Here is an 18,530-nt window from a genome sequence, read left to right as displayed (position 1 = left end):
AAGCAGCGCAAATGCCCCTTGTCCGCTAGGACGAGGGGCATTTTTTTCGTTTATTAGAAATTATAAGCTTTAATGGCGGGTAGCAATGAGTTAATATGGATATAGCTACATTTAATTATTCAATTCCAATAAACGTAAGGAATCGATGAGACATGCGAATTGGTTTTTTTGATTCAGGGATCGGCGGGCTTACCGTTCTGGCCGAAGCGCTTCGGAGGCTCCCTGATAAGGATTTTCTTTATATGGCGGACACGCTGCATGTCCCCTATGGCACGAAGGCCGAGGAGGACGTGAAGGCTTATATTTTCGATACGGTCGGCATGATGATGAACGAGGGCATAGACGCATTGGTCGTTGCCTGCAACACAGCGACCAGCATTGCCATAAACGATTTAAGAGAGCGTTACTCGCTTCCCATTGTCGGCATGGAGCCTGCGGTGAAGCCTGCAGTGGAAATGAACCGCGCGACGGGCAAAAGGGTACTCGTCTTCGCAACGCCATTAACGCTTAAGATGCCGAAATATTATGCGCTCGTTTCCCGTGTAGATGATATGGGCATCGTGGATTCGCTTCCTCTGCCGGAGCTGGTGCATTACTGCGAATCGCTGCAATTCGATAAAGCGGTCATGAATGAATATTTTCTCTCAAAGCTTGCAAGCTATAATTTGAACGATTACGGCATCATTGTACTTGGCTGTACGCATTACCCGTTTTATAAGGATATATTGAAGGAGCTGCTGCCGTCTCATATTGAGATCGTAGACGGCAACGTGGGAACCGTGAAGCGGCTGTCAGCCTTGTTGAGCCGATACGGTGGCTTTAAGCCTTTAACACGCCCCTATTTTCATTTGTAGAGATGGTGAGAGCGGTCGAATGTCCTTTATATTCAGTGAATTTTTTTACATACTGCTAACTTCATTGCCTGTTCTCCCGCGATAGGCATGTGAATGGGGATGAGTGCCGTTAATCGTGGTATATCCTTCAAATAAATGATAGTGCCCTCCACCGGGAATAGCGATGGCTGGACCGGTCGTTCCCTGAATAAGGTGGGTATGGCCGTTATTCGGTGAAGTGACAGTTTGATATCCATGTACATGAGGAACCCCGGTAGGTGCAGGAGCGGTCCAACTCGCATATTGATGAGAATGTCCGTCATCGATGGAGGTTTCACCGGAGAAGGCATGAATATGGACAGGGTTTCCATTCCAAGACGTTATATATAGCTTATGCGAATGATGGCTATCGTCCTCGTCGGAAGATCCCATCACAAATCCGGTAACAGGAATATTCATTTTTTGCTCCCTTTCCTAATGAGTTAGGTACGGAATTAGTCTATGAAGAACCATGTTTGTCAGGAAGCGGCTAAAGCCCATAATGAAAATATTGATGGGGGCTAGTTATGAAAATAATTGTGGGGATATTTGTTAATAATAAGCAGTGATTATTAACAGAGGGGATGATTACATGAAATACTTGAAAAATAGAAACCTAAAATCATCGGAATCGGGAACCCTTACTATTGAGTTGAAATCTGGAGAAGTCGAACACAAAATCGCTCAAATTCAAGAACATTTATCGCATACTGAGGACCTGATGATTCAAATGCACGTATTTAACAACCAAGCGTGCGCATTGTTATATTTAGAAGTACTTGTAAACACGGAGTTAATTCAAACCAGTATTATTAAGCCTTTGCTGGAATCAAACTCTGGAGATGTTGAACAGTTTGTAAATTCAATCGAAGTCGCGAAATCAACAAATGTTGTTCAGATAGGAAAATCTTTACTTAATGGATTTTGCGTTGCTGTCATGGGGGGGGATTCAGCCGCAGTTATGATGCCAGCTGCACAATCGCAAGGCCGATCAATCGAAGAACCCAGGACCGAACAAGTTATTAAGGGATCTCATGAAGGTTTTATCGAAAGCTTAAGCACTAATATTTATTTGCTCCGCAATCGAATCAAAAGTCCAAAATTGAAGGTGAAATACTTCACCTTAGGCAGTGTCACGAATACGAAAGTAGCTGTCCTTTATATGGATAACATAGCCGATCCCAAAATCGTTGAGGAATGTTTGAAAAGGATATCGGCGATCGATCTCGACTATTTGTATTCCGCTGGCAACATTGATGAGATGATCGAAGAACACCCGTTTTCTCCTTTTCCGCAAACGATACAGACCGAAAGGCTTGATCGGGCAGTTTCTTACCTAATGGAGGGGAAAATCACTGTAGCCGTTGACGGCAGCCCAAGTGTTTTGGTTTTGCCTATTACTTTTTTTTCGTTTTACCAATCCCCGGATGATTATAACAGCCGATGGCTAATCGGTTCATTTTACCGGTACATTCGTTTAATTAGTTTTATTTTGGCCACTTGTTTACCAGCGATCTATATTGCGATCGTGTCGTACCATTCCGAAGTGCTTCCTATCGGAATTCTATATTCCGTTAAGGTATCCTTAACCTACGTTCCATTGCCGCCGATCTTGGAGGCACTCCTTATGCAAACCATCCTTGAGTTACTGAAAGAGGCAGCGATCCGGTTACCTTCACCTATAGCCCAAACGATTGGCATTGTCGGGGGGTTAGTCATAGGCACGGCCGTAGTGGAAGCCCAACTGGTTTCTCATACGATGATTGTTGTCATCGGATTGACGGCGATTGCTTCTTTCGCAACCCCATTAAACGAGTTTGGAACCAGCTTAAGAGTGTTGGGCTTTCCAACCATGCTGGCCGCAGCTTTGTTTGGCTTTTTCGGAATTTCCATCATGATGATGGTCATCTTCATTCACCTATGCAAGATAGAGACTTTGGGAATACCTTATTTCACACCATTTGGTCCTTTTCACGGGAAACAAAATTTTAAAGATATTTTCCTAAGACTTCCATTATGGATGGTCAATAAGGACTCACAAAACGGTAAAACCAGTCCCTTAAAACAGTTATTTTTCGGGAGGTGGAAACGAACTTGAATACTACGATAAACAAATCCCAATTGTTTTTCTTGATCATCAAAACACAAATTGGAATAGGGCTCTTATCTTTGCCTGCGAAAATACAAGGTTCGGCTAAAGGCGATGCTTGGATCTCGGTTCTTGTGGCTGGGGCGGCCATTCAGCTATTGCTTATCGTATATTGGCAGCTGCTTAAAAAATTTCCCAACCACACCTTAAGTGAAATTACGGTACGAGTGTTTGGAGCTTATATAGGCAAGACTCTAAACCTCATTTATTATGTTTTTTTTATTCTCATAGCGGGTTACGCGAGTACGGTCTATGTCCAGTTAATTCAAACTTGGATGCTCTCTATGACACCCGGTTGGGTTCTGCTCCTGCTCATCATAGGGACTGGCATATATCTGGCTCTTGAAAATTTGCGTGTCATAGCAAGATTTTTTGTATTAACATCTGTACTATTCGGTTTGTTGATCTTGATCAGTTTTTTAAACTTTAATAATGAAGTGCAAGTTTCTAATATTTTGCCAATAGGCGAATCAGGTTTCATGCAAATTTTAAAGGGAAGTGAAAAAACTTTTTTTTCAATGCTCGGTTTTGAAGTGATCCTATATTTTTTTGCACAAGTCGAAGGCAACCGGAAAGGTATGTTTCGCGTTGTCACTTTAGCAAATTGTTTTGTCACATTATTTTATACTTATTTTGTTTTCATTTGCCTGATTGGATTTAGTCCTAAAGCATTAGAACAAGTGAATGAACCGGTTTTGTATATCTTTAAAGGGTTATCTTATCAGCTGTTTGACCGCATGGATCTAATCTTTTTAACCATTTGGATTGTTCCAATGACCGCCACCATCGTTTCTTATCTATGCTTAGCGGGAAAAAGTCTAACCGCAAATCAAAGTTCTTACCGAAAGCTTGTGTGGATCAGCGGCTTGCTTGTCTATCTTATAGGGTGGTATTTATCCACATTGGAAAATATTGATTTTTTCTATAAATGGTTGCAATATGGATACCTTATTATGATTGCACCCTTGCCAATTTTGTTGTGGTTGGTGTCCTTCCTTCTAAAAAATAATGAAAAGGTTGGGTCAACTTGAGAAAAAAATGTTTTCTTGCGGTCTGTATAGGTTTATTTTCAATGCTCCTAACAGGGTGTTGGGACCAACAATTGTTGATCAGGAAAAAAATGATAAACGGGATTAGCTTTGATGCTGCTAAAGATGGCCAATTGGTTGGGACGCTTAGTGCGGTCATTCTGAAGAGTAAAGGCAGCGGACAATTCGAAGTAAAGTCTGAACAGTTTCAAGCAACCGGGGATACCGTTTCTAATGTTGGTTCTACTATTGACAGTATGCTTCCAGGCACGATAGAAGCAAGCAAGACTCATGTTTTAATCATCGGGGAAGATTTAGCAAAACGTGGCATTATGTCCCCTTTGGAGTTTTTTTACCGGTATCCTAAAGGTTATCTGGCGTCTAATGTCCTAATAAGCAAGGGACTAGCTTCCGAAGTTTTATCTTATGAAACTACAGAAAATAGTCCTGCCGCTTATAGTATTAAACAAATGGTTGATGGATCAGAAAGCAGGACGCTTGTACCGAAGCAAAATCTGTTCACCTTGTGGAGTCAAATCACTGATCCGGGTGTTGATGCGGTTCTGCCTATGATACATAAAACGAAAAATAAAGCTTTAGTCGTCGATAGCATCGCATTATTTGATGGAACCAAATTTACCGGAGCATCCTTGTCTCGTGACGAAAGTACAATGTTATTGCTTTTAATGGATAAGCTAAACAAACGTGCATTTATGGATATACCAATGAAACAGAGCTCTGAAGAGAGCAAGTTTAAAGAAACGACCGCTAATATGATTACTTTTGAAGCTCGGAAAGTAAAGAGGTCATTTAAAGTGTCTGTCAATAAAAACACGCAAGAAATCGAATGTTCATTAAAAGTTGACCTTTATGGTGCGATTAGCAGCTCCCCATCCCATATGGGCCAAAAAATCAATCGCGAGCAGTTAAATCAGGAAATTGCCGCAATCTTGAACAAACAGGCAGCAGAAGTTACAAGCAAATTGCAGAAAGCGAATTGCGATGCTCTCGGAATCGGCAGAAAACTGAGAGTTAGCCATTCGAACCTATGGAAAAACATCATCTGGAAAAACGAGTACAAGGATGTGAAGTTGAAGCCGAGTATTCAAGTTCATATTACAAGTACAGGCGTTATCCAATGAGCAGATATGCGTTAACGTTAGCTCAATAAAACAGCGGCACTCTAGGACTTTATTTCTCGTCCACGGCTGCCGCTGTTTTTATAGATGAGATCAGTCTAATCCTTTATTATCTTTCTACAGGAGCGAGACTTAGAGATCTTCCATGGTGAGCAGAACCGGGCAATGGTCGCTCCCCAAAATGTGACAGTCGATCTGCGCGTCGATAAGCTGCGGGCCGAGTCTTGCCGAGGCTAGGAAGTAGTCAATCCGCCAGCCCACGTTTCGCTCGCGTACCTTCGGCATGAAAGACCACCAGCTGTATACATCGGAACGATCCGGATAGAAATGCCGGAACGTATCGAGGAAGCCGCCATCCAGAAGCTCAGACATCTTGCCGCGCTCCTCCAGCGTAAACCCCGAGTTTCCGAGATTCGGCTTCGGATGCTTTAGATCGATTTCCTGATGCGCGACATTCAAATCGCCGCAAACGATCACAGGTTTCACGGCGTCAAGCTTCTGAAGGTAGCCGCGGAACCGGTTTTCCCATTCCAATCGGTAATCCAGCCGCGACAAATCGCGCTTGGCATTTGGGGTGTACACATTAACCAGATAAAAGCCTTCGAATTCAAGCGTAATGACGCGGCCCTCAGGCTCCGAGTTTTCCTCAATGCCGTAGTGGACGGAGAGGGGCTTTATTCTAGTGAAGACAGCCGTGCCGGAGTAACCCTTCTTCACGGCGTAGTTCCAATATTGCTCGTATTCCTCGCCGAGCTCCATGCTGATCTGGCCTTCTTGCAGCTTCGTCTCCTGCAGGCAGAAAATATCTGCGTTCGTTTCTTTGAAGTAATCATAAAAGCCCTTCGTTACGCATGCTCTTAAACCATTTACATTCCAAGATACCAGCTTAATCATGATCTATCTCCTTGCGACCTGAATCGTTTTTTACTAGTTTATCATAGATTCGGCCGCGATTGGCTGTCATCAACCGGCAGCAGCCTTTTGGAGGATTTCCTGCGAATGATATATTCGATGACGAGCAGATTAGGAATCCAGCAAAGCCAAGCCACGACAAGGTAACCCGACTCGAAATCCCCAAATAGCATGACAAGCGGCGCAAGCCAAATGCGGAGGGTAACACCCGCAAACGTTAGCGCGTAGCTGCGGAGCATCCATTCGCGATGGGCTTTGGCGTCCTTGGCCATAATTTTGCGAAAGCCGATCCATGTCGTTGCTACCCATAGAACATCCAACGTAAAGAAGCCAAGTCCCGAAATCCAGCCGCCTGTTGCAAAAAAGGATAAATAGATGCCGACAATGCCGCTTACGGCTATCGAAAGGACATAGACATAGCCCAGCCTTTTATGCAGCCGGCCTCTAGGTTTGGATGGCTTTTGAAAAATTTGAAAGGGACCTATGACCAGAGCTAGCACAGCCGTAACGATATGAATATAAAGCACGTAGACCCAAGGCGTCAGCTGGAAGTCAGGCTCTAGAAGCTTGGCGGCCACGAGTCCGGCATCGCTGGCTTTAAAAAGGCTGTACTGCACAACAGCATAACCAGCTACCGCAAAAGCCAAGAAAAACACGAGCGCACGATTGATCTTTTTTCCCATAATGAATATCACACTCTCTTTTTTTGGGATTTAATTGATAGGTGTTCAATAAATATCAAAAAAATTAGTGCAGGCCGCGCAGCAGCAGCCGCACATGCATGTAGGCCAGAGTGGAGACTTCTTCAAAGGATTGCGTGCTCGAAATAAAAAAGCTGACAAAGCCGTGAAGGGAGAGGAACAGGATCCAGATCATAGCACCGTTTTCAGCATGCTCCGGATTGATTACGTGCAGGGACTCCTTAACCGCCTTTGCGAATTTCTCATAGCTTTCCGTCTTCGGCCTCATGGTGTAGCAGTCCAGCTCTGGCTGCTGGATGAGAAACATCAGCTCGAACGATCGTTTGTTCACAAGCCCAAACCGGATAAAGGCGATAAAGATCATCTCCAGCTGTTCTTGGCCGGCAATGGGCGATTGACTGACAGTATCATCAAGCAGTGCATTAAGCCTTTCAAAATCCGCCGCCGCCATCGCGCTGAACAAATCCGCTTTTTCGCGAAAATGGTAGTAAAGCGATCCCGGCGAATAGCCAAGCGACTTTGCGATTCCGCGCATGGATACGTCGCGGTAGCCAAGCAGCGAGAATTGATCTCTTGCGGTCTCCAGTATTCGTTCCTTGCTAAGCTCCTGATCAACAGCCTTACGTGGTGTCATGGGATCCAATTCTCCTTTTTTGAACATTGTTCAATAAAAAGTTACCATATCCTGCATATTATTGTCAACGGTCCAATGAAAGCTTGGACAGGCCGCTCCGGAGAGTGTATCCTATTTTTATCCAGATCAACAAGGAGGACGTATGTTCAAGCTCAAAACCTATTTAAGAAAGCCGCAAAGCCGGATTGAAGCCGAGTTTGGCCATGATTTTGAACAGTATAAACGGGTGCATACGAACGAACGCGAGAAATTGTATATTCCTATTGATGACGATAATGCCGTGAGTATTATAGATAGCGAAAGTTTTTATGTTAACTATTTTTCAATGACCATCTTTATTCAATATAACGGCGCAAACGTGGTCGATTTCGATAATCCGTTTACCCCGGGTACATGTCTTTGGTTTGACTATTTAGCTATGATTGAACGCTATCTAGCGAATCATTATGCCGAGGGGCTCTATGGCATCGATTATTTCGAGATGCAAATGAAAGCATGCGGAAAGGACGAAATGGAATTTAGCATCTATTTAACTCATAACAAGGAAAGATTCGTTCATGCCGTGCTGCCCCAAAAGGCGTTTATCAAAGCACTGCTGCAGGAGCTTCAGCACATTTGGGGGAGATTGTATGAGCTAGGCGCGTTTGAGAGGGAAGCGTTAAGGGAAAAGAAGCATGCTTTTCTCGGAGAGGAAACGAGTATTCGCATTCAGGAGTGCTTGCGCAAGTTGGATCAATAAGCCATGCAGAGCAGGAAGGGGAACAACATGAGCAAGACCAAGAAAATGAATTCATTAAGCCATTATCGAATGATGCTGAGCCGCTATCTGCTTCCGCGGAAAAAAACGTTAGCCGGGCTCGCGTTGCTGCTATTTGCCTCGATTTTGCTGCAGCTGGTTAATCCTCAAATTATTCGCTACTTCATTGATACTGCGCAATCAGAAAATGCCTTACAGCCGCTTTATTATGCAGCTGCGCTGTTTATCGGCTTCTCGCTTGTTCAGCAGCTCGTATCCGTCATCGCCACCTATGTGAGCGAGAATCTCGCTTGGCAAGCGACAAACCAGCTGCGCGGCGATCTTGCCGAGCACTGCTTGAGACTGGATATGTCTTTTCACAAATCGAATACCTCCGGATCAATTATTGAGCGAGTCGACGGGGATGTGAATGCGCTCGCGAATTTTTTCTCCAGCTTCATCATTCATTTGGCGGGCAATCTGCTGCTTATGCTGGGCATTATCGTTTTATTATTTCGGGAAAACGTGCTGATCGGCGCAGGCATGCTTCTATTTGTGGCATTCGCTATGTTTGTCATTCAATGGATTCGCAAATTCGCCGTGCCCGTATGGGCCAAGTGGCGGCAAATCAATGCTGAATTTTACGGCTTTATCGGCGAGCATCTGGAGGGGACGGAGGATACACGGGCAAACGGCGCAACCGGGTTCGTCATGAACCGCTTCTATTCGCTGCTGCGCCGAATGCTGCCGCTGCGGAGAAGGGCGTTTCTCGGCTTCTCCTCCATGTGGATTACGACGATCATTGTGTTTGCGCTGGGCAATGCGATGGCTTTTGCGATTAGCGCCTATCTCTGGAAAGCAGGCAGCATTTCAATAGGGACCGTCTATTTAATTTTTTATTATACGGAGCTTTTAGCGAAGCCAATTGAAAAAATCCGGACGCAAATCGAGGATTTGCAAAAGGCGGACGCCAGTCTGCTTCGGATTCGCGAGCTGTTGGCTACGGCTCCGAGAATCGAGGATGGGCCAGGCGCGAAGCTGCCGGTTGGTCCGCTTGCCGTAGAGCTGGATGCGGTTACGTTCGGCTATGATGAATACCCGACGCTTGAGGAGCTGCAGCTTTATGTCAAGCCAGGCGAGGTGCTTGGGCTGCTTGGACGAACGGGAAGCGGGAAGACGACGCTGGCGCGATTGCTGCTGCGCTTCTACGACCCGCAGCAGGGCAGCATTAAGCTGAGCGGAACGGATATTAGGCAGTGCAAGCTCATAGAGCTGCGATCCAGGGTGGCGCTTGTCACGCAAAACATCGAAATTTTGCAGGGCAGCGTAAGAGATAACCTGACCTTCTATGACGATAGCATCCCGGACCAAGACATCATTCTGGTTCTGCGGGAGCTGGGACTGCGGAGCTGGTATGAATCGCTGCCGGACGGGCTGGATACGCCGCTCGCTTCGGGCGGCGGCAGCTTGTCGGCAGGCGAGGCGCAGCTGCTAGCTTTTGCGAGGGTTTTCCTTACGGACCCCGGCCTTGTTATTCTTGACGAAGCTTCGTCGAGGCTTGATCCGCTGACGGAATTTCGGATGGAGCAGGCGATCGGCAGGCTGCTAAGCAACCGCTCCTGCATCATCATTGCGCATCGTTTAACTACGGTGCAGCGCGCAGATCAGATTGTGATTTTGGAGCAAGGACGCATTGTTGAAAGCGGATCTCGGATAAAGCTGGCCGCTGATCCAGCGTCCAGGTTCAGCAGGATGCTGGCGGCAGGGCTTGAGGAGGTGCTGGTATGAGTACATTTACGTACATGTGGCGTTTAATATGCTACCGGCCGGGCTGGTACATCGCTAATGCGCTCGTCTGGACGGTTATTTATCTAATGCCGATTTTCCCGGGGCTCATTACGAAGGCATTTTTCGATTCCCTGACGATCGATTCAGCTGCCGGCTACGGCACATGGGGCTTAATCGCACTCTTGATTGGGGCTGCTCTCGCCCGCAGCGCTACGGTACTGATCGGTTTTATTACGGATGTTAACTTTCGTTTCCGAATGGGCATGCTGCTGCGGCGAAATTTATTGGAGCATATCTTGAAGGAGCCGGGAGCAAGGGCGATTCCATGCTCGCCGGGCGAGGCGATCAGCCATTTCCGCGATGATGTCGATCAGTTGGAGGAGGCGGTGAGCTGGTCTGTCGATGTGTTCGGCATGACCTGCTTCGCGGTCGTGTCTTGCTTTATCCTCATTCGAATAGACGCGCAAATGACGATGCTGGTGTTTTTACCGCTTGTTATCGTGGTTATTGCCGCGCAGCTCGCTACGACTCGGCTGCAAAAGTATCGCTCGGAGAGCCGCGATTCTACGGCCAAGGTTACCGGGGCAATCAGTGAAATGTTCGGCAGCGTGCAGGCTATTCAAGTCGCGGGCGCGGAGAAACGCGTCATGTCGAGATTCAGGCAGTTGAACGATAATCGCCGCAAAACGATGCTGAAGGATAAATTGATGACCGAGGTGCTGGATTCGATTTTTTCCAATTCAGTCAATTTGGGGACGGGACTCATTCTGCTGCTTGCCGGGCAAAAAATGCGCGGTGGAGAATTTACGGTAGGGGACTTTTCCTTATTCGTCTATTATCTTACCTTCGTGACACAGTTCATTTCTAACTTCGGCAAGTTCCTGACCTATTTCAAACAAATGACGGTGGCTCTTCTGCGTTTGACCGGCATTTTGCAAGGGGCGCCGGCTCAGGTGCTGACGGTCGCAAACAGCCTCCATTTGAAGGGGGATGCGACCGATAAACCAACTGCGGCAACGTCGTCTGCAGCTGAAAAGCTTGAGCGGCTGGAAGTAAACGGTTTGACCTATACATATCCAGAAACCGGAAGGGGCATCATGGCCGTTGATCTTAAGCTTACGCGCGGCTCCTTTACGGTCATAACCGGGCCGATCGGGTCGGGAAAAACGACACTTGTGCGAACGCTGCTCGGGCTTCTGCCTCAAGCCGGCGGTACGGTACGCTGGAACGGCCATGAGGTGCAGGATCCCGGCTCATTCTTTATTCCTCCGCGGAGCGCTTATACAGCTCAGGTACCTAGGCTTTACAGCGATACGCTGCGCGAGAATATATTGCTCGGCCATCCGGATCAGGAAGGCCAACTCGCAAGGGCGCTGCATACCGCGGTGCTGGAGGAGGATCTAGGGCATTTGCAAAATGGTTTGGACACGGTCATCGGCCCGCGCGGCGTGAAGCTGTCCGGCGGCCAGGCGCAGCGAACGGCTGCGGCGCGCATGCTTGTCCGTGACAGCGAGCTTTATGTATTTGATGATCTCTCCAGCGCGCTGGATGTCGAAACCGAGCAGAAGCTTTGGGCGCGCCTCTTCCGCGAGCGAGGCGAAGCCACTTGTCTCGTAGTCTCGCACCGCAAGACAGCGCTTGCTCAGGCGGATCATATTATCGTTTTGAGGGATGGGCGGATCGAGGCCGAAGGAACCGCAGAGGAGCTGCTTGAGGGCAATGAATCATTCCGCAAGCTGTGGCATGGCGAAGAAAGCTAAGCTTGCTAGAGGAGAGGCGGTAATAACCGACAAGCACATTAACAATGGAAAAAGCGAGATCCCTTCCGTGCTGCTTGATCCGATATTTGTCGATCAAGCGAATATTGAAACGACTGTAATCGCAGACGGCTTTCATAAAAGGAAAGATATCTATAACTAGGGATAGATGTCCCAAGGCGGCAAAAATGCAATTCAATAATAATAATAATAAAGACCGAGATTTTCCGCAAAGGTGAATCTCGGTTTTTTTTGATATAAAACGGCATGTTTTCCGTCAGGGCATTTGATAATATAATGACAGGAAGAGAATCCCAGACGGATAGAGGGTGAATATGGACGCGAATAAGCATCTGCAGAATGCCATTCATTATATAGAGGAGAAACTCTATGACCTTTTGGAGCCGGAGCAGATTGCGGATTCAGCCTATATGTCAGTACCGAATTTGTACCGCCTGTTTTACGCGTTGACGGGGCATTCACTCATGGATTACATTCGCAAAAGGCGTGTCAATCAAGCGGCTGTCTATCTTCGGCACTCAACAAGACCCATATTGGACATTGCACTGGATTGCGGCTTTGATTCTTATCGAACGTTTGCGACTGTATTCAAACGGATAACAGGACTGACGCCAGGCATGTACCGTAAGGCCGATTTTTATTATAGCTTTGAGCCGGTCCATTTATTGGAGAAGCATAGTTATCCAGAAGACCGGGAATTATCGCTTCAATACTCAGATATTAAGGTCATTAAGACAGAGACTGCCCAGGTGCTTGCCTATCGGCATCGCGCTCCAGTAAGCGAGGGGCTGGAGGAAGAGGCCTTTCGTTTGTTTTTCAATCGATTGGAGTCGGCGGGCTGTGCGACGGATAAGCTGCGCTTCTTTGGCTTCAATCTAGAACCGGAGCCGGGCTCGTTCCCGTATGCCTATCAAATCTACACGCCATTAACGTCGGCAATCGCGCTTGACCATCCTGATTTATTCTTAACGGAGGCAGAGGGAGGTTTATACGCGGTTAGCAAGGTGCCGGCAGTGAATTCATCGGTTATCCAAGCGGGGTGGAACCGTATGCTTGAGGAATGGCTGCCAAGAAGCAGCTTTAAGCTGGGAGAACATCATTTTGTGGAAGAGCATCAGCATCATCGCGGCAAGGTGACGAGGCTAAAGCTGTTTTTACCGGTTATACGAAAGCAGGAGCAGGAACCGATTATCATACAGAGCGTGCCTCCGATGAAATGGCTAGCTTTTCGCGCGAGTGGAAGAGATGCGAAGGAAACGGCTGACGAGAAGCTTACCCATTGGCTGGCAGGCAGGCATCTTCAAGAGGAACACCGCCAAGCGTTATTTATGTCTTACAGCTATGGCATCTCAGAGGAAGCTCATAGTTGGTATGAGCTTGCGATAGCGCTCCCGGAAGCCAGCGGATTAGCTGGAACAGCGGAAGTCCGTTTACAGCCGGGCGGTCTGTATGCCAGTATGACGACCAGCGCATACGGTGTAATGACCGGTGTCCTGGATAAGCTTTATGCATGGGCCGCTCAAAGCGTGGAATATAGATTGGATGAGAGCAGGGAATGGTTCGGCCAATATGTGAAGACCCAGGGCTGGGAGTCGGAACGATCAACCGTAATCATCTGCTTCATCCCTGTCATTCGCATGAATATGAGTTTGCAATAAGTGAGAGAGGTGACTAAGTTGGGAGAACAATCGAAACGACGAACTCCAGCTGTCATACGAAGAACAAAGCAAGCGATTAAATGGTACAAACCTGTAATCGTTCCAAAGGCTGTCAAAACTTTGTTTGGAGGCGTTCAAATGAAATATAATGAACAAACAAGCGGTGAGGCTGTCAAAAGTCCGATCATGAACAAGGTAGGAAGTATTTTTGTGCCGGTTAAGGATATAGAAAAGTCACGGGACTGGTATTGTCGTTTGCTCGGACTGAACAATGATTGCGAAATCATGAACGGCCATCTTTGTCCTTTACCCATGCAGGGCACCGGACTTATTCTTGATACCATGCCGATGTGGGGAGGAAAAGAGCCGGGCGGGGTTCCCAATCTTAAGACGCCGGCTTTTATGCTGCTGACGAGTGATCTGCAAGCGTCCTATGATTTTGCGGTTGCTAATCAGGTGAATATGGTGACGGATATTCAGCATGAGCATTGGTTTGTTATTAAGGATCCGGATGATAATCTGCTTATGGTTTGCCGGGAGTAAGGAAAGCGATAAACGGTTAGGATGATAAAGAGCAAATCGGGCCGAGCGCCTCTCCAATGGAGATGGCTCTCGGTTTTTTTGCGAAGAAAACATGTTGACAACTATTTATACTAGTGTTAGGATAAATATATCCTAATTATAGAATTCATTAATTTAAGATATAGATGCAAGGAGGCGCAAATATGTATCAGCCGGATGAGCAAAGCCAGCTTGATTTAAGATTGTTTCGTATTTGGAATAAAGCTTCCAAGACGATCGTAGACAATATTAGCAAGGACATTGCCAGCTACGGCATCAGCCAAGAGCAATTTATGATCTTGGAGCTATTGTACAGCAAAGGCCCGCAGGCCATACAAAAAATAAGCGAGAAATTTTCGATCCCAAGCGGCAGTATCACTTACGTAGTAGACAAGCTTGAGAAGAAAGGTTATGTGAAACGGGAGCCAAGCCCTACTGACCGCAGAGGCTCGAACGTGACCCTAACGGAATCGGGACAGACTTTGTTTGATGATATTTTTCCGAAGCATGCAGAGGTTATTTCACGGAATTTAAGCTTTGTCAGCAATGCGGATAAAGAACAGCTTATTGTGCTGTTAAAGGCAATCGGCCTTGGCGCGGAAGCACTTGGCGAGAAGGGGGATAAATCATGAAGGTGAATGTGTATACACCCTTGCAGCAGGCGGTTGGTTCATTTGAAGGCGGTAAAATTATCGAGCAGAAGCCGATTGGATTTCCTCAGGATCAGGGGGCAGTGAAACGGGTAGGCCCGTTATTTTATTGGGCTTGGGCACATGCCAAGGAAGGCGGCAGCATCGGACTTCACCCTCATAAGGGCTTTGAAATTATGACTTATGTGGTGAAAGGGCGGGTTGAGCATGGAGATACCTTGGGCACGGCAAGCACCGTGGGCCCCGGCGGCGCACAGGTCATGCAGACAGGCTCCGGCGTATCGCATCGCGAGAAAATAACAGGACCTGATGCTGAAATATTTCAAATTTGGTTTGAGCCTGATCTTAATGAAGCCGTGAAAAGAAAACCGACATACAACGAATATAACGCAGAGGACTTCCCTCAATCCAGCGGCAGCCAAGTGCATAAGACAACCATTCTTGGTGAGGGTTCCCCTATCCAGCTGGTAACGGATGCGCAAATGTGGGACCTAACCTTAGAGCCGGATTCCGAATATGAATTGACCATCCCCGAAGGCTATTCCGTCGCTGCGCTTGCGATTAGAGGAGACGGCGTATGGAGCTTCGGCGCAGAGGGAGGAAGCAGGGCGCTGTTCAAGCAAAAGGATTTTACGGTGCTGGAGGCAGATAATCAGGCAGAGCTGCTGCACTTGGAAAGCGGGGACGATCAGGTGCGCATGATCATTATTCAACTGCCGACTCAAGTAGAGTACCCGTTATATCAGCGTTGAAGCATATTACAGCATGGTTTCCTACAAGGATTTGGAGTGGGCGGATGCTATTATTTTCAGTATTCCTTCGCGCTTTGGCGGCATTCCTGGACCTGTTAAGCAGTTCCTTGATTCGACCGGTGCGCTGTGGTTTAACGGAAAGCTGGTCAATAAGGTCGTAAGCGGGATGACTTCAGCCCAGAATGCCCATGGCGGCCAAGAGCAAACCATTCTCGGTCTATATACCTCCATGTATCATTGGGGAGCCATCGTGGCTGCGCCAGGCTATACGAATCCGGTGACCTTTGAGGCTGGCGGCAATCCCTATGGCACAAGTGTAACCGTCCAAGGTGGTAAAATGGTTGAGGACGTAAAGGCGGCGGTTGAATACCAAGCCAAGCGGACGGTAACAGTAGCGCAGTGGGTGAAAAAAGGAATCGCCGTGGCCTAAACATAGGAAGAGATATAAACGTGAAGAGGCCAGGCGCCATGCCGGCTTCTTTTTTTTCGGGTATATAGAATAATCAAAAATGAATATGAGCAGGCCGGCCCCTTCGTTGATTATCGAAAGGATCGTTGTTTTTTGCAATTACGCAGCGATGGATTATCGCCTATAATAGATGTAATTGAAAACACGAACAATAGCGTAATGAAAAGGAGCACTCGGCATGACCAACAGGGTTATTTTATTTCAAGGCGACTCCATCACTGATGGAGCAAGGGGAAGAAATGATGATCCAAACCATATCTTGGGTCACAGCTATGCTTATATCATTGGAGCGAGGCTTGGTTACGTTTGGGCCGAACAAAAGCCTGTCTTTATAAACCGCGGAATAAGCGGCAACCGGGCTTCAGATTTATATGCCAGATGGAATGAAGACGCGATTAGCCTGAATCCGAATTTAATTAGCATTCTTATTGGCGTAAACGATGCTTGGCGGATCATGAACGGAGAGCCGAGCGGTGTTACGGATCGATTTGAACGGGCATACCGCCACATTCTGGAGGAAACCAAGCAGGTGCTTCCGGAAGCTCAGCTCGTGCTATGCGAGCCTTTTATACTAAATACGGGTGCTCCTTCGCAAAATTGGCCGGCTTGGTCCGAGCGGATTACGGCTTATCGCCAAACGGTCCAAGCGCTGTCCGAGCAGTTTGGCGCCGTCTTTGTGCCGCTGCAGGCGGCATTCGATGAAGCTTGCAGCCGTGCGGATGCTGCGTATTGGCTGTGGGATGGCGTCCATCCTACTGCAGCCGGTCATGAATTAATCGCGAAGCAGTGGCTTCAAACGGTACTGGGCAATGGATATGCCGATAAAGGATAGTTAACCATATTAAAGGGAGAAAACCGGCATCGTTGGAAAGCCGGTTTTCGCGTTTACACCAGAGAAGAAGGTAATGCCGCATGCAAAGGATAACCAAGCTGTTTCGTAATTTAAGCGTGACCTGGAAGTTTGTCGCGACCTTTCTTTGTATTTTGGCTGTATCCCTGTCCGCCTGCGGCATTTATTTGTATCTGCAGCTGTCGGGCTCGGCGATCTCGCAAGCACAGATGGTCATGGAGCAAAATTTACTGCAAACGCGAAACAGTGTCATGAACAAAATGAATATGATTCAAAATATATCGAAGCTGCTGACCTCGGATATTCGTCTTCAAACGTTTTTGGGAAGCGATTTCAATAACAATTCGTTTGCTTATGACGACTATACGTCCAACATTAGCCCGTACGTGGAAAACGTGCTGCGGCAAAATCCGAATGTGCATTCGCTTAGAGTCTATATGACGAATCCGTCGATTCCGGAGGTTTACGACAGCTTTTATCAGATCAGCCGGATCAAGGAGCAGCAGTGGGTTAGCGAGGTTACGAAAAACGATTCCAACATATCCGGCTGGCGCGGACTGCATACCGAGAAGTTTCTATTGAACATTCCGAAGCGCCGCGAGCCGGAGAGCGTCTTTTCCTTTTATCAAAAAATCAACTCGATCCGTTATTTTGACACGGTCGGTTTGCTTGAAATTGAAATTTTGGAAAGCGATTTATTCGATATTCTGAATACGGAGAGCACGGGGCAGATCGGTGAAATTTTTATGATCGACCGGGAAAGCAATGTCGTATCCAGCAATAAGAGCGAGCTGTTTAAGCAGAAGATTACGGACGCAGGCTTGGCGACGATTCCGCTCGAAACGTCCTTCAACCAGGTGCTAAAGGTGAATGGCCGCAAATCGGTTGTCATTTCCGTCCCCCTTCATGATCTTGGCTTGCGTTTAATCGGCATTTTTCCGGTGAGCGGTCTGAATGAAAAGGTGAAGGAGTCCGCGTTCTCGATTACGGGCATTTTGCTTATTGCGCTTGTTGTACTCGGTTTTATCGTTTATTTGATCACAAATGCTTTGCTGTCACGGCTGAAAAGGATCGTGCTTGCGATGAAGCGGGTAAAAGAAGGCTCGCTCACCGTATCGGTACCGGTCCAGTCGAATGATGAATTCTCGCAAATCGCAATCAGCTTTAACCATATGACCGAGAGAATCCATGAGCTGGTCGAAACGGTGTACAAAAGCCAGCTGATGGAGCGGGAGGCCGAGCTCAAGGCGCTGGAGTCGCAGGTCAATCCTCATTTCCTATATAACACGCTTGCTACGATTTCTTGGGTAGCGCGAAAAGCCAATTCGACGGAAATCGTTCATCTCTCGGGAGCGTTGGCGCAGTTTTACCGATTGGTGCTGAACAAAGGCAGACGCGAGATCCTGATCAAGGATGAGCTGGAAATGGTCAAAGCATATCTTGCGATCCAGAAATTCAGATTCGAAGAAATGTTTGACGTCGTTTACGATATTGATGAACGCGTGTATGAGTACTGCGTGGTCAAAAACATCCTACAGCCCATCGTTGAAAACGCGCTGAACCACGGGATCGAGCCGAAGCGGGACCGCGGCACGCTGCAGATAAAGGCTTCACTTGAAGCCAATGATATGCTCTGCTTCAAGGTCATTGATGACGGGGTCGGGATGTCGAAGGAGCGGCTTGCTGCGCTGCTTGTCGGCAACATTGAACGTACGAGCGGGAGCGGCTATGCGGTGAAAAATATAACAGAACGGCTAAATTCCTATTATGGCGACAAGCATGCCTTCCACATTCACAGCGCACCGGGCATCGGAACGTCGGTTATGATTACTTTTGCCAAGGAGAGAGCGTGA

Annotated in this window: 18 protein-coding genes and 1 pseudogene; 15 read left to right on the top strand and 4 right to left on the bottom strand. The window is 47.3% G+C overall.

Annotation, left to right across the window (positions count from 1 at the left end):
* Nucleotides 1–152: 152 nt before the first annotated feature.
* Entirely contained in the window at nt 153–854 is a 702-nt protein-coding gene (gene murI / locus AC1DLI_RS09130) for a glutamate racemase (protein WP_477601691.1), read from the top strand.
* A gap of 45 nt (nt 855–899) precedes the next feature.
* Here murI and AC1DLI_RS09125 read toward each other — a convergent pair whose 3' ends face one another.
* Nucleotides 900–1,292, bottom strand: a complete 393-nt coding sequence (locus AC1DLI_RS09125; RefSeq protein WP_477601689.1) for a YmaF family protein — start codon at nt 1,290–1,292, stop codon at nt 900–902.
* 172 nt (nt 1,293–1,464) lie between these two features.
* Between AC1DLI_RS09125 and AC1DLI_RS09120 the strand changes: the two genes are divergently transcribed.
* Genes AC1DLI_RS09120 through AC1DLI_RS09110 form a run of 3 tightly spaced genes read left to right on the top strand, consistent with a single transcriptional unit; the run spans nt 1,465 to nt 5,191 of the window.
* On the top strand, nt 1,465–2,970 hold the full coding sequence (locus AC1DLI_RS09120) for a spore germination protein (RefSeq protein ID WP_477601687.1): 1,506 nt from the start codon (nt 1,465–1,467) through the stop codon (nt 2,968–2,970).
* Nucleotides 2,967–4,052 carry a GerAB/ArcD/ProY family transporter gene (locus AC1DLI_RS09115; RefSeq protein ID WP_477601685.1) on the top strand — a complete coding sequence of 362 codons (1,086 nt, stop codon included), beginning with the start codon at nt 2,967–2,969 and terminating at the stop codon, nt 4,050–4,052. Before AC1DLI_RS09120 ends, AC1DLI_RS09115 begins: the two co-directional genes overlap by 4 nt.
* Nucleotides 4,049–5,191, top strand: coding sequence for a Ger(x)C family spore germination protein (locus tag AC1DLI_RS09110; protein WP_477601683.1), 1,143 nt, complete (start codon nt 4,049–4,051; stop codon nt 5,189–5,191). The genes AC1DLI_RS09115 and AC1DLI_RS09110 overlap by 4 nt, the downstream gene beginning before the upstream one ends.
* Nucleotides 5,192–5,320: 129 nt before the next feature.
* On the opposite strand, the gene AC1DLI_RS09105 is transcribed toward AC1DLI_RS09110, so the two are convergent.
* The 3 genes from AC1DLI_RS09105 to AC1DLI_RS09095 all read right to left on the bottom strand — a co-directional run bounded on the left by AC1DLI_RS09105 (nt 5,321) and on the right by AC1DLI_RS09095 (nt 7,435).
* A complete protein-coding gene (locus AC1DLI_RS09105; protein ID WP_477602349.1) occupies nt 5,321–6,079 on the bottom strand; it encodes an exodeoxyribonuclease III in 759 nt (252 codons plus the stop codon).
* Between the two features lie 44 nt (nt 6,080–6,123).
* On the bottom strand, nt 6,124–6,783 hold the full coding sequence (locus AC1DLI_RS09100; RefSeq protein ID WP_477601681.1) for a DUF2306 domain-containing protein: 660 nt from the start codon (nt 6,781–6,783) through the stop codon (nt 6,124–6,126).
* Between the two features lie 64 nt (nt 6,784–6,847).
* Nucleotides 6,848–7,435 (bottom strand): TetR/AcrR family transcriptional regulator, encoded by a 588-nt coding sequence (locus tag AC1DLI_RS09095; RefSeq protein WP_477601679.1) that lies wholly within the window; start codon nt 7,433–7,435, stop codon nt 6,848–6,850.
* 142 nt (nt 7,436–7,577) lie between these two features.
* Between AC1DLI_RS09095 and AC1DLI_RS09090 the strand changes: the two genes are divergently transcribed.
* The 11 genes and pseudogenes from AC1DLI_RS09090 (at nt 7,578) to AC1DLI_RS09040 (ending at nt 18,530) form a co-directional block, all read left to right on the top strand.
* Nucleotides 7,578–8,174 carry a hypothetical protein gene (locus AC1DLI_RS09090; protein WP_477601677.1) on the top strand — a complete coding sequence of 199 codons (597 nt, stop codon included), beginning with the start codon at nt 7,578–7,580 and terminating at the stop codon, nt 8,172–8,174.
* A 27-nt stretch (nt 8,175–8,201) separates the two neighbouring features.
* Nucleotides 8,202–9,959, top strand: coding sequence for an ABC transporter ATP-binding protein (locus AC1DLI_RS09085; RefSeq protein ID WP_477601675.1), 1,758 nt, complete (start codon nt 8,202–8,204; stop codon nt 9,957–9,959).
* Nucleotides 9,956–11,719 carry an ABC transporter ATP-binding protein gene (locus AC1DLI_RS09080; RefSeq protein ID WP_477601673.1) on the top strand — a complete coding sequence of 588 codons (1,764 nt, stop codon included), beginning with the start codon at nt 9,956–9,958 and terminating at the stop codon, nt 11,717–11,719. Before AC1DLI_RS09085 ends, AC1DLI_RS09080 begins: the two co-directional genes overlap by 4 nt.
* Nucleotides 11,679–11,879, top strand: coding sequence for a hypothetical protein (locus tag AC1DLI_RS09075; protein WP_477601671.1), 201 nt, complete (start codon nt 11,679–11,681; stop codon nt 11,877–11,879). Before AC1DLI_RS09080 ends, AC1DLI_RS09075 begins: the two co-directional genes overlap by 41 nt.
* A gap of 172 nt (nt 11,880–12,051) precedes the next feature.
* Nucleotides 12,052–13,395, top strand: coding sequence for a helix-turn-helix domain-containing protein (locus AC1DLI_RS09070; RefSeq protein WP_477601670.1), 1,344 nt, complete (start codon nt 12,052–12,054; stop codon nt 13,393–13,395).
* A 138-nt stretch (nt 13,396–13,533) separates the two neighbouring features.
* The gene (locus AC1DLI_RS09065; RefSeq protein WP_477601668.1) at nt 13,534–13,938 is read left to right on the top strand and encodes a VOC family protein; all 405 of its coding nucleotides are present in this window, start codon (nt 13,534–13,536) and stop codon (nt 13,936–13,938) included.
* Nucleotides 13,939–14,120: 182 nt separating this feature from the next.
* Nucleotides 14,121–14,588 (top strand): MarR family winged helix-turn-helix transcriptional regulator, encoded by a 468-nt coding sequence (locus AC1DLI_RS09060; protein ID WP_477601666.1) that lies wholly within the window; start codon nt 14,121–14,123, stop codon nt 14,586–14,588.
* Nucleotides 14,585–15,358: a pirin family protein gene (locus AC1DLI_RS09055; protein ID WP_477601664.1), complete on the top strand. Its 774-nt coding sequence runs from the start codon at nt 14,585–14,587 to the stop codon at nt 15,356–15,358. Before AC1DLI_RS09060 ends, AC1DLI_RS09055 begins: the two co-directional genes overlap by 4 nt.
* A 16-nt stretch (nt 15,359–15,374) precedes the next feature.
* Nucleotides 15,375–15,788: pseudogene (locus AC1DLI_RS09050) on the top strand (flavodoxin family protein); the annotation flags it as partial.
* 217 nt (nt 15,789–16,005) lie between these two features.
* Nucleotides 16,006–16,659, top strand: coding sequence for an SGNH/GDSL hydrolase family protein (locus AC1DLI_RS09045; protein WP_477601662.1), 654 nt, complete (start codon nt 16,006–16,008; stop codon nt 16,657–16,659).
* 80 nt (nt 16,660–16,739) lie between these two features.
* On the top strand, nt 16,740–18,530 hold the full coding sequence (locus AC1DLI_RS09040) for a cache domain-containing sensor histidine kinase (protein ID WP_477601660.1): 1,791 nt from the start codon (nt 16,740–16,742) through the stop codon (nt 18,528–18,530).

Source organism: Paenibacillus sp. 01T443 (genome assembly GCF_056398325.1).
This window is presented reverse-complemented; position numbering and strand designations above follow the sequence as displayed.